Origin of the sequence: Nesterenkonia lutea (assembly GCF_014873955.1) — a bacterium.
In the GTDB taxonomy this organism is placed as follows: Bacteria; Actinomycetota; Actinomycetes; order Actinomycetales; family Micrococcaceae; genus Nesterenkonia; species Nesterenkonia lutea.
The window spans coordinates 2,421,131-2,434,770 of the sequence record NZ_JADBED010000001.1 but is presented as its reverse complement, the minus strand read 5'-3'; the positions used below and the strand labels follow the sequence as shown (position 1 = coordinate 2,434,770).

Annotated in this window: 13 protein-coding genes; all 13 read left to right on the top strand. The window is 69.2% G+C overall.

What is annotated here, in order from left to right; genetic code table 11:
• Positions 1 to 216: 216 nt before the first annotated feature.
• Positions 217 to 1,416, top strand: coding sequence for a DNA glycosylase AlkZ-like family protein (locus H4W27_RS11080; protein ID WP_192595980.1), 1,200 nt, complete (start codon positions 217 to 219; stop codon positions 1,414 to 1,416).
• Positions 1,417 to 1,664: 248 nt separating this feature from the next.
• A complete protein-coding gene (locus H4W27_RS11075; RefSeq protein WP_192596570.1) occupies positions 1,665 to 2,144 on the top strand; it encodes an inorganic diphosphatase in 480 nt (159 codons plus the stop codon).
• 198 nt (positions 2,145 to 2,342) lie between these two features.
• Positions 2,343 to 3,413 carry a zinc-dependent metalloprotease gene (locus H4W27_RS11070; RefSeq protein WP_192595979.1) on the top strand — a complete coding sequence of 357 codons (1,071 nt, stop codon included), beginning with the start codon at positions 2,343 to 2,345 and terminating at the stop codon, positions 3,411 to 3,413.
• Complete coding sequence (tilS, locus tag H4W27_RS11065) at positions 3,410 to 4,432, top strand: tRNA lysidine(34) synthetase TilS (RefSeq protein WP_318782318.1); 1,023 nt, start codon at positions 3,410 to 3,412, stop codon at positions 4,430 to 4,432. Before H4W27_RS11070 ends, tilS begins: the two co-directional genes overlap by 4 nt.
• Positions 4,433 to 4,470: 38 nt before the next feature.
• Positions 4,471 to 5,022, top strand: a complete 552-nt coding sequence (gene hpt / locus H4W27_RS11060) for a hypoxanthine phosphoribosyltransferase (protein WP_192595977.1) — start codon at positions 4,471 to 4,473, stop codon at positions 5,020 to 5,022.
• 111 nt (positions 5,023 to 5,133) lie between these two features.
• On the top strand, positions 5,134 to 7,092 hold the full coding sequence (ftsH, locus tag H4W27_RS11055) for an ATP-dependent zinc metalloprotease FtsH (RefSeq protein ID WP_192595976.1): 1,959 nt from the start codon (positions 5,134 to 5,136) through the stop codon (positions 7,090 to 7,092).
• Complete coding sequence (folE, locus tag H4W27_RS11050; RefSeq protein ID WP_192595975.1) at positions 7,085 to 7,723, top strand: GTP cyclohydrolase I FolE; 639 nt, start codon at positions 7,085 to 7,087, stop codon at positions 7,721 to 7,723. Before ftsH ends, folE begins: the two co-directional genes overlap by 8 nt.
• A gap of 130 nt (positions 7,724 to 7,853) precedes the next feature.
• Positions 7,854 to 8,750 carry a dihydropteroate synthase gene (gene folP / locus H4W27_RS11045; protein ID WP_192595974.1) on the top strand — a complete coding sequence of 299 codons (897 nt, stop codon included), beginning with the start codon at positions 7,854 to 7,856 and terminating at the stop codon, positions 8,748 to 8,750.
• Between the two features lie 4 nt (positions 8,751 to 8,754).
• Entirely contained in the window at positions 8,755 to 9,717 is a 963-nt protein-coding gene (folK, locus tag H4W27_RS11040) for a 2-amino-4-hydroxy-6-hydroxymethyldihydropteridine diphosphokinase (RefSeq protein WP_192595973.1), read from the top strand.
• Entirely contained in the window at positions 9,714 to 10,268 is a 555-nt protein-coding gene (locus H4W27_RS11035; protein WP_192595972.1) for a DUF3180 domain-containing protein, read from the top strand. Before folK ends, H4W27_RS11035 begins: the two co-directional genes overlap by 4 nt.
• Entirely contained in the window at positions 10,249 to 10,761 is a 513-nt protein-coding gene (locus H4W27_RS11030) for a PH domain-containing protein (protein WP_192595971.1), read from the top strand. Before H4W27_RS11035 ends, H4W27_RS11030 begins: the two co-directional genes overlap by 20 nt.
• 8 nt (positions 10,762 to 10,769) lie before the next feature.
• On the top strand, positions 10,770 to 12,692 hold the full coding sequence (locus H4W27_RS11025; protein WP_192595970.1) for a PH domain-containing protein: 1,923 nt from the start codon (positions 10,770 to 10,772) through the stop codon (positions 12,690 to 12,692).
• Complete coding sequence (locus H4W27_RS11020; protein ID WP_318782316.1) at positions 12,682 to 13,608, top strand: Rossmann-like and DUF2520 domain-containing protein; 927 nt, start codon at positions 12,682 to 12,684, stop codon at positions 13,606 to 13,608. Before H4W27_RS11025 ends, H4W27_RS11020 begins: the two co-directional genes overlap by 11 nt.
• Positions 13,609 to 13,640 lie beyond the last annotated feature (32 nt).

Genomic DNA, 13,640 nt, shown 5'->3' with positions numbered 1-13,640 from the left:
ATTGAGGGGCGCCGGCTGAGCGCAGGCGCGGGGTGGGGCAGAAACGTGTGGTGCACGCCATGGTACGCAGGAACAGGGGCCCGCGACACCGCCGACATGCCCGCGCGGGCCGTGCTGACATGCCCGCACGAGGGCCTCGCTGACATGCCCGCACGCGGGCCGTGCCGACGCGGCGTCCCGCTCAGCCTCCGGCGGAGGCCTCGATAGGATCAGCAGATGCCTCGATCCCGTCTGCAGCCAGTGACTGTCAGCCCGGAGTGGGTCCGCGCCGCGGTGGTCCACGCGCAGCGGATCCCCACCCCCGCGGGGCAAGACTCCTACGGGACGGCCGCCGAGGTGCTGCGCGGCATCGGACTGATCCAGCTCGATCCGCTCACCCGGGTGTCCACCGCCCAGCGGCTGACCACGCTGACCCGGCTCCCCCGGCGTCACCGGGCCGAGGCGGTCGACTCCTCGCTCTGGCCCGCCGGCGCCCCGCTGCACGGCTCCCCGGTCTCCTTCGAGGCGTTCACCAAGGTGGCCTGCCTCTTCCCGCTGGAGGACTGGCCGCTGCTGCAGCTGCGCAGAGAGCGTGTGCAGGCGACCCATGGGGACCGATTCGCTCCCGGGATCCGGGAACAGATCCGTGAGGTGGTCGCCGCCCGGCCCGGGGGAGCACAGATCGGCACCATCGAATCCGCGCTGGGAGCGGCGCGGACCACCGGGTGGAACTGGTCAGAGATCAAGCAGGCCGCAGAACTGATGGTGCGCACCGGAGAGCTGGTCATCACCGCGCGCAACGGCATCGTGCGCCTCTTCGACCTGCCCGAGCGAGCCCTGCCCCCCGAAGTCCGGGAGGCCGAGCATCTGCCCCCGGATCGGCTGCGTGCAGCGCTGGCCCGCCGCGCCGCGGGAACCCTGGCCGTGATGACCGTGGCGGACTTCGCGCACCACTACCACCTCGCCGCCGCAGACGCCGCCCTGGGCGTCGAGCTCGCGGAGCTGGTCCCGCTGCGCGTCACGGGCTGGAAGGACACCGCCTACTGCCTGCCGCAGCTGCTCGAGGACATGCCCCAGGTCCCGGCGAGTCTCGGCGCGGGCCCGGCGGCCCAGGCGCGGCTCATCGGTCCCTTCGACCCGCTGCTGCGCGATCGCGGCCGCGCGCGGCGGATCCTGGACTTCGACTACACCTTTGAGGCCTATGTCCCCCGCGGAAAGCGCGTCTACGGGCATTACGTGATGGGTGTCCTCTCCGGGACCGAGCTGGTGGGCAGAGTGGATGTCCAGCGGGTCGGAGACACCCTGCAGGTGAACCGAATCTTCGCCGAGTCCGGGCAGAGCCACCGCACGGTGACCGCCCGCGCCGCCGCCGGTGCCCGGACCCTCGCGGCACAGCTGGGCACGCAGGTCCAGCTTCCGACCGCTGCCTCGACCTGAGCCGGCACCGGCGCCTCGACCCCTCGACCCGGCACCCGCGTCTCGACCCGTCGCCGGTCCGGTCGGTTCCCAGAATGTGTACGCTTGCCCCAGAGATGGATGCGCCCGATCCCGCCCCCGGCGGGTGCTCGGCGCACGGAGCCGCACAGCGTGCGCGGCGCACCTGAGAACACAGTCCCGACGCTCGACCCCGATGCTCAAATCCGATGCTCAAATCCGATGCCCAAATCCTAGGAGGACCCGTGGCCCTGACTCACGATGTCACCGTCGAAATCCCCGCAGGCTCTCGCGTGAAGTACGAGATCGATCATGAGACGCACCGTCTTCGCCTCGATCGCGTGCTGTTCACCCCGATGCAGTACCCGACGCACTACGGCTACTTCGACGACACCCTGGGGGAGGACGAGGACCCGCTCGATGCGATGGTCTGGATCCCCGGCGTGGACCTGGTCCCCGGCGTCGTCGTCGAGGCCCGGCCGGTGGGCGTGCTGAACATGACCGATGACGGTGGTGGAGACGCCAAGCTGCTGTGCGTTCCCAAGGACAAGCGCTTCGACCACATCCAGGAGCTCGAGGACGTGGACGAGTGGACCCGCAAGGAGATCGAGCACTTCTTCACCCGCTATAAGGACCTCGAGCCGGGCAAGTGGGTCAAGATCGAGGGCTGGGCCGGCCGCGAAGAGGCCGAGGCCGAGCTGACCCGCTCGATCGAGCGCTTCAAGGGCTGATCCGGCTCCATCTTCATCGAGTGGGCGATTTGAGGGAGTTTCCGGTCGTCTTCGACCGGATTCTTCCCGCATATCGCCCACTCGATGTGTTCCTGCCCGGCGGCACCCCCTCGCCCGCCGCCCCGCGACCCCACCGCCCCGCCATCCCGGGGCGAGGGATCCGCGCAGGCACCGAGGCTGTTGTGATGTGATGGAGCGATGAACAGCATCTCCGAGGCTCACGCAGGCGATCTGATGATCAACTGGGACATCGCCGGCACGACGGCGGCCAAGCTGGCCCCCGCGGGCCCCCGGTTCACCCCCGCCCAGGTCGCCGAGGAGGTCGCGGCCCTGCGCCGTGCCGCCGCCGAGGCGGTGGGCCACGTCCACCGCATCACCGGGCTCGCCGCCGCAGAGAACCTCGGCACCGATCCCGCAGAGACCCTGGTCGTGGACCGCGCCAGCTGGTCCAGGGCCAACCTGCAGAGCTTCCGGACACTGCTGGGGCCGGCCCTAGAGGTCGTGCTGGAGCAGAAGCCCGAGCTGGGCAGAGAAGGCTCCAGCGCCCAGGTCTTCGGATCTTCCTTCGCCGGGGCCGAACTCGGGGCGATGCTGTCGTTCCTCTCCGCCAATGTGCTCGGCCAGTTCGACCCCTTCGGGCAGAATCGACTGATCCTGGTCGCACCGAACATCGTGGAGATCAGCACCGAGCTCAATGTGGTCCGCGAAGACTTCCGCCTGTGGGTGTGCCTGCATGAGCAGACCCACCGCGTGCAGTTCGCCGCGGCCCCCTGGCTGGCCGATCACCTCAGGTCCAAGATCACCCAGCTGAGCTCTTCCACCATGGGCATGGCCTCAGGGTTCGGCGAGCGTCTGGGCGAGATCATCTCCGAGGTGCGCAAGGGCCGGGGGCTCATCGAGGTCATCCAGACTCCGCAGGATCGGGAGACCATGTCCCATCTGACTGCCGTGATGAGCCTCCTCGAAGGTCATGCCAACGTGATCATGGACGGGGTCGACTCCTCGATCGTGCCGAGCGTGAAGACCATCCGCCGGCGCTTCGAGGCCCGCGGCAAGACCCGCACCCCGCTGGAGAACTTCATCCGGAAGCTGCTGCAGCTCGACGCCAAGGCGGCCCAGTACCGCGACGGCCAGAAGTTCGTGGGCCACATCGTCGACACCGTGGGCATGGATTCCTTCAACATCATCTGGGAGTCTCCCGAGCACCTGCCCACCGAGCAGGAGCTGCACCACCCGCAGGAATGGATCGAGCGCATGGGGCTGGTGTGAGCCCGCGCCGACCGGACTCGGTCAACCGCGCCCGACGCGCCGTGGAGGCGATGCTGGACCCCGAGGGTCTGACTCTGGTGGCCTGCTCCGGAGGCGCCGATTCGCTGGCGCTCGCGGTCGCCGCCGCCTACCACCACCAGCGCAGCTCCGGTCCGCTGGCACAGGCCCGGGTGGGCGCCGTCGTCGTGGATCACCAGCTGCACCCGGAGAGTGAACAGGTCACCGCGACGGCGCTGGCCCAGCTTGCAACCCTGGGCCTGGCCCCGCTGGTCTCGCTGCGGGCAGCCGTGGACCCCAGCTCCGGGGTCGGTCCAGAGGCCGCCGCACGCACGGCCCGCTACCAGGCCTTCGCGCAGGCGCGCTCCGAGGCCGGAGCCAGCCGGATCATGCTCGCCCATACCCGCGACGATCAGGCGGAGCAGGTGCTGCTGGGCCTGGCCCGCGGCTCCGGCACCCGCACCCTGGCAGGGATCCCCGCCACCCGGGGTCCCTTCCGCCGTCCGCTGCTGGGCCTGACCCGAGCCGACACTGAGGAGATCTGCGCCGATGCGCAGCTGGTGCCCTGGCAGGACCCCGCCAATGCCGACCCACAGTTTCTGCGCTCCAAGGTCCGCACCCGCATCCTTCCCTTCCTGGAGGCCGAGCTCAGCGGATCCATCCGCGAGTCGCTGGCCCGCACCGCCCAGATCGCCGCGGAGGACGCCGCATACCTGGAGGAGGAGGCCAAGCAGGTCTTCGCCGCCCTGCTCGAGGATCCCGGAGCCCAGGGCCAGCTGCGCATGGACCTGGCGGCGCTGCACCGGGCGCCGCCGGCGATCCGCCGCCGAGTGATCGCGCTCGCCGTCGTCGCCGCGGGGGGCGCCACTCCCTCCTATGAACGACTCGGTGCGGTCGAGAAGCTGCTCCTCGCCCAGGGATCTGCGGGGCCCGTGGAGCTGGAAGGGCGCCTCAGCGCGCACCGTGGCACGCGCGAGAGCGCGGACTATGGGAAACTTGTCATCGTTCCACGCCTGAACTGAGGAACGCGAGACCATCTATAAGGAGCTGGACACCGCCCATGGACGCTCAGGATGTCAGTACAGATCTCACCGAGGTGCTCTACACCAAGGAAGAGATCGACGCGAAGATCAGGGAACTGGCCGCGCAGATCGATCGTGACTACGCAGACAAGGACGTGCTGCTGGTCGGAGTCCTCAAGGGCGCGATCATGGTCATGGCCGATCTGGCCCGCGCGCTGCAGTCCCATGTGACGATGGACTGGATGGCGGTGTCCTCCTACGGCTCCGGCACCAAGTCCTCCGGGGTGGTGCGGATCCTCAAGGACCTCGACGCCGATCTGATGAACCGCCACGTGCTCATCGTCGAAGACATCATCGACTCGGGGCTGACCCTGTCCTGGCTCAAGACCAACTTGGAGTCCCGCGGGCCCGCCTCGCTGGAGATCTGCACCCTGTTCCGCAAGCCGGAGGCGGTGAAGGTGGACATCGATGTGAAGTACGTGGGAATGGACATCCCGAACAAGTTCGTGGTCGGCTACGGCCTGGACTTCGACGAGAAATATCGCAACCTCGACTGCGTCGGGATCCTTGCTCCGCACGTCTACCAGTGAGCTGGCGGCGAAAGTCGCCTGAGCGGTGACCCGCGCGCCGTCGAGCCCGAGTACCTTTAGAGGCCCTAGCACCCAACGCCGGCTAGGCACATCTGCGTCTGACGGAGCTGCATGAACTTCAAGAAGATCTTCACCGGGCCACTGTTCTGGATCGTCCTGGCGGTGGTGCTGCTGGTGCTCGTCGTGCCGATGATGTTCTCCTCCTCGGCCAACGGGCAGCGGGTGGACACCAACATCGGCATGGAGCTGCTCGCCGAGGGCGAGGTCGAAGAGGCCTCGGTCGAGGACGGGGACCAGCGGGTCGATCTGAACCTGGCCTCCCCCTACGAGCAGGACGGGGAGGAGGTCGGCGACGTCGTCCACTTCTTCTACTCCACCGCTCGGGCGGAGACCGTGGTCGAGGCCATCGCCGAGGCCGACCTCGAGGGCTACACCGACGAGCCGGAGCAGTCGAACTGGCTGCTCTCCATGCTCGGATTCATGATCCCCTTCCTGATCATCGCGCTGCTGTTCATCTTCCTGATCAGCCGCATGTCTGGTGGGAACTCCCGGGTCATGCAGTTCGGCAAGTCCAAGGCCAAGATGTTCGACAAGGACATGCCGCAGGTCGCCTTCAGCGACGTGGCCGGCGCCGAGGAGGCGGTGGAGGAGCTCCACGAGATCAAGGAGTTCCTCTCCGAGCCCGAGAAGTTCCAGCGCCTGGGCGCGAAGATCCCCAAGGGCGTGCTGCTCTACGGCGCCCCCGGCACGGGCAAGACCCTGCTGGCCAAGGCCGTGGCAGGCGAGGCTGGAGGCGCCTTCTACTCCATCTCCGGCTCAGACTTCGTGGAGATGTTCGTCGGCGTCGGCGCCTCCCGGGTGCGCGATCTCTTCAAGCAGGCCAAGGAGAACGCCCCGGCCATCATCTTCGTCGATGAGATCGACGCGGTGGGCCGCCAGCGCGGCGCCGGCGTGGGCGGCGGCAACGACGAGCGCGAACAGACGCTGAACCAGCTGCTGGTGGAGATGGACGGGTTCGACGCCAACACCAACATCATCGTCATCGCCGCCACCAACCGACCGGATGTGCTGGACCCGGCCCTGCTGCGTCCCGGCCGCTTCGACCGCCAGATCCCCGTGGAGGCCCCAGACTTCGCCGGGCGACGCGCGATCCTCGAGGTCCACGCCAAGGGCAAGCCGATGGTCGATGACGTGGACCTCAAGGCGGTGGCCCGCAAGACCCCGGGCTACACCGGCGCGGATCTGGCGAACGTGCTCAACGAGGCCGCTCTGCTGACCGCGCGCTCCAACGCCGACCTGATCGACGACCGCGCGATCGACGAGGCCATCGACCGGGTCATGGCCGGACCGCAGAAGCGCACCCGGCTGATGAAGGACCACGAGCGTCGGGTGACCGCGTATCACGAGGGCGGACACGCGCTGGTGGCGGCCGCACTGAACTACTCGGCCCCGGTCACCAAGATCACGATCCTGCCGCGCGGTCGAGCCCTGGGCTACACCATGGTGGTGCCCGAGGAGGACAAGTACTCGACCACCCGCAACGAGCTGCTGGACACCATCGCCTACGCCATGGGCGGGCGCGTGGCCGAGGAGATCGTCTTCCAGGACCCCTCCACCGGCGCCGCGAACGACATCCAGAAGGCGACCGACACTGCCCGCAAGATGGTCACCGAGTATGGGATGAGCGCGAGGGTCGGCTCGGTGAAGCTCGGCACCGGAGACACCAGCCCGTTCCTGGGACGCGAGATGTCGAACGGCAAGGAATACTCCGAGGAGCTCGCCGCGGTCATTGACGACGAGGTCCGCGCGATCATCGACGAGGCCCACGACGAGGCCTATCACGCAGTGCATGAGAATCGCCATGTGCTGGACCGGCTCGCCGAGGAGCTGCTGCGCGTGGAGACCCTCAACGCCAAGGAGGTGGCCGCGATCTTCACCGACGTGGTCAAGCGTCCGGTGCGGCAGGTCTGGGAGTCCTCCCCGGGGCGCCCGGTGACCATCACCTCCGAGGTGGTGCCGGAGGACGAGCGGGACCCCGAACGCCGGTTCGGCGAGGGTGCAGATGACTGAGCATCCGTCAGCGGGCTCCGCGGCATCGCCGCTGAGCCCCCCAGCGCCGGTGACCGGAGCCGTGGACCTGCCCCGGATCGAGGCGGCGGTGAGGGAGATCCTGCTCGCCGTGGGGGAGGACCCGGAGCGCGACGGGCTCAGGGGCACCCCGTCGCGGGTGGCCCGTGCCTATGAGGAGGCCTTCCAGGGGCTGCGCGAGGATCCCGCCGAGCTGATGTCCACCACCTTCGACATCGGTCACGAGGAGCTCGTGCTGGTGCGTGACGTCCCGTTCTACTCCATGTGCGAGCACCACCTGGTGCCGTTCTTCGGGCATGCCCACATCGGTTACATCCCCTCACCGGAGGGCCGGGTCACCGGCCTGAGCAAGCTCGCCCGGCTGGTGGACATCTTCGCCAAGCGCCCCCAGGTGCAGGAGCAGCTCACCACACAGGTGGTGGAGGCGCTGATGGAGCATCTCTGCCCGCGCGGCGCGATCGTCGTCGTCGAGGCCGAGCACCTGTGCATGTCCATGCGCGGGGTCTCCAAGCCCGGCGCGCGGACCATCACCTCCGCAGTGCGCGGCCAGCTCCGCGACGCCGCCACCCGCTCCGAGGCGATGAGCCTGATGCTGCACGGGCGCCCGAACTAGCCGCCGTCGACCTCCCACAGAGCCTGAGCTGGGGGCATAATTGAAGCCCAGCCTTCCCGAGATCCAGCCTGCAGTTCAGCGACCAGCACTTCAGCGACCAGCACTTCAGCGACACCGAAGCGAGAGCCAGATGCCCACCACCATCATGGGGATTCTCAACCTCACCCCGGACTCCTTCTCCGACGGCGGCCGGTTCGACGACGGCGCCGGGTCGCCCGACGTCGTCGCCGCTGTCACCGAGGCGCTGCGGATGGCGCAGCTCGGCGCCGAGATCATCGATGTCGGCGGCGAGTCCACCCGCCCCGGGGCTCGGCCCACGCCCGCCGAGGAGGAGCAGCGTCGCATCCTCCCGGTGCTGGGGGAGCTGCTGCGCTGCAGGATGAGCGTCTCGGTGGACACCCGTCGCGCGGCCACGGCGCTGGCCGCGCTGAAATGCGCGGACGAGGCCGGGGCGGATCCGCGCTCGCTGATCATCAATGATGTCTCCGGCCTGCTCACCGAGCCGGCGATGCCCGAGCTGATCGCCGAGACTGGGGCGCAGATCGTCATCACCCACAACCGCGGCGATTCTCAGACCATGTCCTCACTCACCGTGTATGACTCACTGGTGGAGGACGTCATCGATGAGCTGCTGCAGCTGCGGGAGCGGTATCTGGCCGCCGGGGCGCGCCGCGAGCAGATCATCCTGGACCCTGGCATCGGCTTCTCCAAGACCCACGAGCAGAACTGGGAGCTGATCCGCGAGCTGGAGAGCTTCGTCCGGCTCGGGCACCGCGTGCTCTTCGGCGCCTCCCGCAAGGGATTCCTCGGCTCCGTGGTGGGCGAGCCGACCGGCGGCCGGGAACCGGACGCTGGCTCTGGCGATGCCGCCGCTGCCGGGGCCGCCCACCCGCTGGCCCACCCACGGGACCACGCCACGGCGGTGCTCTCGGCGTTGGCGGCCCAGGCCGGGGCCTGGGGGGTCCGGGTCCATGACGTGCAGGGCAGCCGAGATGCTGTGCAAGTCATCTCCAAGCTGAGAAGCTAGGGGCATGCCCAGCAGGAGCAGCTCCAGCGACACCATCCGTCTCACCGGCCTCACCGCCATCGGTCACCACGGGGTCTTCGACTTCGAGAAGCGCGACGGTCAGCCCTTCCGGGTCGACGCTGAGCTGACCCTGGACCTCCGTGCCGCGGGCCGCAGCGATGAGCTCGCCGACACGGTCTCCTACGTCGGCATCGCGGAGCTGATCGAAGCAGCCATCACCGGTGAGCCCTTCGACCTCATCGAGACGCTGGCCGATCACCTCGCCCGGGAGGTGCTGGGCAGCGATGATCGCCTGCTCGCCGCCGAGATCACCGTGCACAAGCCGCAGGCCCCGCTGACCCAGAGCTTCCAGGACGTCTCCGTGACCGCGCGCCGCAGCCGCTCAGACCTGGACCCGTGGCACGCAATCCCCGCGCTCTCCGCGCTGCGCCCCTGGGAGGCCGCGCAGGCTCCCGCGGCAGAGGTGCGCGCCGTCCTCGCCCTCGGCTCCAACCTCGGTGACTCCGCGCGGACCCTGTCCTCCGCAGTGGCTGATCTCGAGCGCGAGTCCGGACTGCGCGTGGTGGCGACCTCACCGCTGGCGCGCACCCGTCCCGTCGGCGGCCCGCCGTGGCAGCCCGATTTCCTCAACCAGGTGATCGAGGTCGCCACCGTACTGAGCCCGGAGGCTCTGCTTCGGCTGACCCAGCAGGTCGAGCATGCCCATCACCGGGTACGCGGTGCGGAGAACGGCGAGGTCCGCTGGGGCCCGCGCACCCTGGACATCGACATCATCAGCTACGCCGAGGCGCAGGTCTCCACGCCGTGGCTGCAGATCCCCCACCCGCGGGCCGAGCAGCGCGGCTTCGTGCTGGTGCCCTGGACGTGGATGGATCCGCAGGCGACCCTCGCAGGCGTGCCGGTGACCGAGCTCGCGGAGCGCGCCGCCGATGCCTCCGCCGTGCAGCGCGTGGAGGTGAAGCCATGAGCCGGCTGCGACCGCTGTGGCTGCTGTTCATCGCCGCGGCGGCGGCGCTCGCGGGCTTCCTCGCCACGGTGCTCATGGTCTCGGAGGGTCTCGGTTCCCCGGTGCTTCCCCGCACCTCGCTGATCACGCTGCTGGGCATCGCGGCGATCCTCCTGACCCTGGGTCTGCTGGTCTGGCGAGACCAGCGTCAGATCGCAGCCGCCGCCGAGAAGGGACACCGGACCTCGCGCCGGCTCCATCCGCTGCAGGCTGTCAGAGTCGTCGCGGCCGGCCAGGCCGGTGCCTATGCGGGGGCACTGATCGCCGGGTGGCACGCGGGCATCCTCATGGACCTGGTTCCTGCGGCCTCGCTGACGGCGCCTACAGTGAACTCATCCCTTCTGATGATCACGGGGGGCGTGATCTGGGTGATCATAGGATTCATCGTCGAGCTGCTCTGCCGGATACCTCCGGATGAGAATCCTCCCGGTGATGACGAGGCGAAGCGTGGACAGCCCAGGCGCAGCACCGGACCGATACCAGAGGAGGGCTATGCCCGCGGAACCCATTGATCCCACAGGTGTCACCTGGACCCGGGTGGACGAGCGGTACATCACCGTCAAGTTCATCACCGGAATCATCGGCTGGGTGATCACTCTGGCGGCAGTGGCGACGCCCATCGTGCTCGATGCCCTGGGCGTGATCGGCAACATCCCGGGCTGGATCGAGATCCTGGTGAGCTCCGTCGTGGTCGGCTGGGCGGCGCTGGACCTCTGGCTGATCCCACGCCGCATCAGGGCCATCGGCTATCACGAACGTGCCGATGACCTGCTCATCCGCCGCGGGATCCTGTTCCAGCGAGTCGTCGCGGTGCCCTATGGCCGGCTGCAGTACGTGGACATCGAGGCTGGCCCTCTGATGCGCCGCTTCGGGCTGTGCACAGTCCAGCTGAAGACCGCCGCCGCGGCCACCGACGCCGTGATCCCCGGCGCCTCGCGCGAAGAGGGCGCGCGGCTGCGGGAAGAGCTCTCCCTCCGCGGCCAGGCCCGGCTGGCCGGTCTGTGAGCCCACCGATGAGCGACGAGCCCACGGATCCAGCAGACCCCCGCCACGAGCACTCCGGCCACGAGCACCCTGGCCAGCAGCGCACCGCTGCGCAGCCGCCGGCCCAGGGCTCGGCCCAGGACTCGGCCGGCCGGCAGGACAGCGAGCCCGAGCGCTGGTTCGACGCCAGCTGGACCAAGGTGCATCCGCTGAGCCCCTTCGTGCGCGGCTGGGTCACCGTGGTCGCGATCCCGGGCATCATCTTCGGCTACAACTGGCAGATGTGGGCTGATGCCTGGCAGGCATTCCAGAGCGGGGACATCCAGCGCGATGTCTCGGCGAACCCGACGCCGTTCATCCTCGGCGGACTGGGTGCGCTGCTGATCATCCTGCTGATCTTCGGCAGCTTCGTGCTCTCCTGGTGGTTCACGCGCTACAAGATCACCACCGAGCATGTGATGGTGAAGTCCGGCGTCTTCGTGCGACAGCACCGCCAGGCACGCATCGATCGTGTCCAGGCAGTGGACCTGCGTCAGCCGCTGCTCGCACGCCTGACCGGACTGGCAGAGCTCAAATTCGAGGTGGCCGAGGGCGACGGCACCGCTGCCACCCTGGCGTTCTTGAAGAAGGCCCAGGCTGAAGAGCTGCGCGCCGAGATCATGGACCGGGCCTCCGGCGTCGCCGCAGATGCGGCCCGGCCCTCCGGACACACCGCGGAATCGGACTTGTCCACCGGATCCACGGGGTCCGGCGGAGCTCAGGAAGTCGGAGCCGCCGACGTCGGGGACCCCCGCACCGACCCCCGCACCGACCCCCTCACCGACTCCGGCACCGACTCCGGCACCGACCCGCTGCGACCCGCCGCTGCGCATTCCCCGTCCATGGGGTCCGCTGCCAGCCAGGACCGGCTGATCGCCAAGGTCCCGACCGGGCGGCTGATCGGTTCCGTGCTCAGCGGCTGGGGGACCGTCTTTCTCTGCGTGCTGATCATCATCGGCGTGGTCGCGATCGTCGCCGGTGCTGTCACCGCCTCCTTCACCCCCGACGAAGGTCTGGGCGAGATCTGGCCGGCACTGGTCGCAGCGTCTCTCCCGGCGGCGATCCCCATGGGCATCGCCGCGCTGACGATCTACTACCAGCAGTTCAGCTCCGGCTTCGGCTTCACCTCCATCGCCACGAGCGCGGGACTGCGGATCCGCTACGGGCTGCTCGAGACCACCAATCAGACCATCCCGCCAGGCCGTGTCCAGGCGCTGCAGATCCAGCAGCCGGTCCTGTGGCGTCCCTTCAAGTGGTTCAGGATCGTGGTCACCGTGGCCGGCTACGGAATCGGAGAGAAGCGCTCCGTGCTGCTGCCGGTGGGCAGGCTCGAGGACGTCATGGCCACGGCCGCAGAGATGTTCCCTGATCTGCAGGTGGAGAACCCTGAGGAGGTCTTCACCGCCGGACTGCTGGAGAGCGGCACCGAGCTCGACTTCACCGAGGTGCCCCGCCGAGCCCGGCTGTTCGACCCCTTCGTGCGGCGTCGTCGCGGATTCCGCACCACGCCCGCGGCGCTGATGTTCCGGGACGGGCGGGCCGCACGCCGACTGACCATGATCCCGCATGAGCGCATCCAGTCGCTGAGCATGCACCAGGGGCCGCTGCAGCGCGGACGCCGGGTGGCTGACGTCTTCATCCACTCTCCCGCCGGGCCCTTTCAGGCGAGACTGAAGAACCAGGACCTGGACGCGGTGCAGGAGCTCTTCGCCTACGAATCGGACCAGGCGGCGCAGGCCAGGCGCTACAGCGATCGCAACCACTGGATGCGCCCCGAGGAGCTGCAGGAGTTCGAGCGCAAGGCCGCAGAGGCCATCGCGCCCGATCAGCCGGACCAGAGGGGGCCCGTCCCAACGGCGGAACCCGCCTCCACACGCCCCCTCGAACAGGAGCCGCATCCCCGTGAGCGCTGAGCAGCCCGTCGATCCCTACGCGGCGGAGCTGCCGCCCTCCCAGCGGGAGGGCCGCCTCGGCGTCGGGATCATCTCTGCCGGCAAGGTGGGTGCGGTGCTCGGGGCCGCGCTGCGCGGTGCCGGGCATTCGATCATCGGGGTCCATGCAGTCTCCGAGGACTCGCTGACGCGCGCCGAGTCCCTGCTGGGCGGTGTCCCGGTGCTGGAGATTCCGGAGATCATGCGCCGCGCGGAACTCGTGCTGCTGGCAGTCCCCGATGACGCGCTGGGGGAGCTCGTCTCCGGACTGGCCGAGGCCGGGCACATTCAGGCCGGCCAGCTGATCGTGCACACCTCCGGGCGCTTCGGCACCGAGGTCCTCGCCCCGGCCCAGGCCCGCGGGGCCATCGGTCTGGCCATCCACCCCGCCATGACCTTCACCGGTCTGAGCATGGATCTGCAGAAGCTGCACACCTGCGCCTTCGGGGTGACCGCGCCGGGCCCCGTGCTGCCCATCGCCCAGGCCCTGGTCGTGGAGATGGGCGGCGAGCCCGTGGTGATCCGAGAGGCCGACCGGCTGACCTACCACGCCGCTCTTGCGCATGCCTCGAACCACCTGAACACGATCACCGGACAGTCTGCCGAGATGCTGCACCGGATCGGTGTGGACCACGCGGAGACCGTGCTGCGTCCCCTGATGCAGGCCTCGCTGGACAACGCGCTCGCCTCGGGGGAGGGAGCGCTGACCGGCCCGGTGGCGCGCGGCGACGTGGGGACGGTCCGGCACCATGCGCAGCTTCTGGCCTCCTCCGAGCTGCCCGCCGACATCCGCACCGCGTATCTGACCATGGCGCGGGCGACCACCCAGCGCGCCCTGGACCGGGGACTGATCTCCGCGGCGAAGGCCGCCGAACTGCTCGACACCCTCGAGGACTGACCCGCACCAGCTGCGCGGGAGTCCGCGGTCCT